Here is a 2,643-nt window from a genome sequence, read left to right as displayed (position 1 = left end):
CTCGCGCTGCAACGTTTTCTGACGCGTGCTCGCATGCTTTTCTTCGACCGCCATGCGCGCCTGCTTCTGCTCCAGCCAGCCGGAGTAATTGCCCTCGTACGGCACGCCTTTGCCGCGATCGAGCTCGAGGATCCACTTCGCCACGTTGTCGAGAAAGTATCGATCGTGGGTGATGGCGACCACGGTACCCGTGTAGCGCTCGAGATGATGCTCCAGCCACGCCACGCTTTCAGCGTCGAGGTGGTTGGTGGGCTCGTCGAGGAGCAGCATGTCCGGCTCTTCCAGCAGAATCTTGCATAGCGCCACGCGACGCTTTTCACCACCCGACAGCTTGGTCACGTCGGCGTCGCCTGGCGGCAAGCGCAGGGCGTCCATGGCCACGTCGATCTTGTTGTCGAGATTCCACAGATCGTGCTGGTCGATGTACTCCTGCAGCTTCCCCTGCCGGTCGATCAGCGCGTCGAAATCGGCATCAGGCTCGGCGAACTTGAGCGAGATGTCGTTGAACTCGTTGAGGGCATCGCGCTGCGCCTTGACGGCCAGTTCCACGTTGCCGCGTACGTCGAGCGTGATGTCGAGCTCCGGCTCCTGCGCCAGATAGCCGATGCGCGTGCCCTTGTGCGCCCACGCTTCGCCCTGATACTCGGTATCGACACCGGCCATGATACGCAGCAGCGACGACTTACCGGCGCCGTTCGGACCGAGCACACCGATCTTCGCGCCGGGATAGAACGACAACCAGATATCATCGAGGATGATGCGCGAAGGCGGAACCACTTTGCGCAGCGCCTTCATGACGTAAATGAACTGCGGAGCCATATGTTGTGCCGAATCCGAAAAGCGGAAGTCGAAAAGCGGGATATAAGAACAAGCGAACCTTGAAATCTAGCTAAATCGCGTCGGGTTCCAGAGTGCGTTCCGACACCTTTCCGTTCACCACGCTCACGTAGTACACCTTGGCCTCCTTCCGGGTGGAGACCACACGCTTGACCGCCGTTTCCTCGAAGTAGATACCGGCGTCGTTGTCGCAGGCGTAGCCGGGCTTCATTTCGCCCGACCCGATCAGCCGCTGATACAGCGGACGCCGCCCCGCTTCGGCGTCGTAGTGCGGCGAATGGCTCCCCGGCAGGAAGCCCAGGCACTTCACGATCGACAACGCCTTGGGCCGCGAATCGGTGGTGCCCTCTTCGAACCAGCACAGCGACCCGGCACTCGCCCCGCCCAGCACGATGCCGCGATCCCACGCCGTCCGCAGCACCGCGTCGATCCCCTGCGCCTTCCAGATGGCCTGCTGATTCAACGTGTTGCCGCCCGAGGCCACGATGGCGTCCATCGACAACAGGACCTCGTCCCATCCCTGCTTCTGCGACAAGCTCTCGATGAACACGTTCTGCACGAACGGTTGCACGTTCAGCGGCGCGCACGACGCGTAAAAGCCGAGCGCCGACTCTGCGCTGTCGGCCGACGCCGACGGCAGGAAGCAGATGCGCGGACGCGCTTTCCCGGTGAGCTCCGCCATGTACTTGATGAAGCCCGTGCGGAACCCGCCGCCCGCGATCAGGATCTTGCGCGTCGCGCGCTCGGTGCGCATGGGCGCCATCAGTGCTTCCGTGTGCTCGGTTGCGCCATTCGACTCACTCATGAGTCGCTCCGCCACAAGTCGCTCTGCGCCGCCCATCGAATTGGCGATCGCACCTGCTGTTCCCAACGCTGAGGTCACGAAAAACTCCCGTCGAATCATGTCCGGCTCCGCCGTTGTGGTAAATCACTGAGTACACGTCACTTCTTGAGCAGCACGTCGGTCATCTTGCGCACCGGAGACACATACGCGCTGATCACACTCTCGTTGCCATCGGCACCGATCGCCGCCACCCCGAATACGTAGTCGTCGATCGACACGTTCGGCATGAGCAGCTGCGTCACGTTCCCTACGACCTGCGACTTCTGCCAGTCGTTGGTCCACCCGTCGCGCGAGTAGATGCGGTACGCCACCGCGCCCGGCGAGGGCTGCCACTGCAGGCTGGCGTCGTAACCCGAACGGCCGCGCCCGAGCGTGGCCGACCCACCGCCGGTGGTGACACGCGGCGCCGGCGGTGCCAGCGCTACCGAGGCGGCCGACGCCGCGTTCACGCGCGCGTTCTGCGCGAGATAGCGGAAGTCCATCCCTTCCAGCTTGTCGTCGGGCGAATGCTGTCGCTCGTAGTTCTCGTTGGCTTCGCGGAACACGATGGCCGGGAAATCGTTGGCCGTGAACGACGAGTGATCGCTGCCGCGTCCGAAGCGGTCTTCGCGCGCCATCAGGCGAATCGTATGCGACGGGACGTACGTGCCGGCCACGCGCTGAACGTACCGCGCCAGCGCACGATGCGGCGAGTCTTCCGGGCCGAGCGAATAGATCTTCACGCTCTCGCCGTCCACGATGCCATTGCCGCCGAGGCTGCTGCCCACGATGTCGTTGTTGAAGTTCGCTTCGACCACGCCCTTCGCGTTGCGCAGGGCCGATGCGTGCGCCATGGAGCCGAACAGCCCCTGCTCTTCACCGGCCCAGGTCACGAACACCAGCGTGGCGTCGAAATCAATACCACTTTCGGCGAACACCCGCGCCAGCTCCATCGTGAGCGCCGTACCACTGCCGTCGTCGTT

General features: G+C 63.5%; 3 protein-coding genes. All 3 read right to left on the bottom strand.

Annotation, left to right across the window (positions count from 1 at the left end; all coding sequences use genetic code 11):
- Positions 1-819 (bottom strand): ATP-binding cassette domain-containing protein (locus ACESNG_RS16215; protein WP_373069775.1); only part of this gene is annotated, 819 nt, incomplete at its 3' end.
- A gap of 70 nt (positions 820-889) precedes the next feature.
- The gene (locus ACESNG_RS16210; RefSeq protein WP_373069773.1) at positions 890-1,720 is read right to left on the bottom strand and encodes a Type 1 glutamine amidotransferase-like domain-containing protein; all 831 of its coding nucleotides are present in this window, start codon (positions 1,718-1,720) and stop codon (positions 890-892) included.
- Between the two features lie 59 nt (positions 1,721-1,779).
- A partial coding sequence (locus ACESNG_RS16205; RefSeq protein WP_373069771.1) for a M28 family peptidase occupies positions 1,780-2,643 on the bottom strand: 864 nt, incomplete at its 5' end.

It is taken from the genome of Gemmatimonas sp., assembly GCF_041689975.1.
Lineage (GTDB): Bacteria > Gemmatimonadota > Gemmatimonadetes > Gemmatimonadales > Gemmatimonadaceae > Gemmatimonas.
Note: the sequence above shows the minus strand (reverse complement) of the source record. Positions and strands in the feature narration are given on the sequence as shown.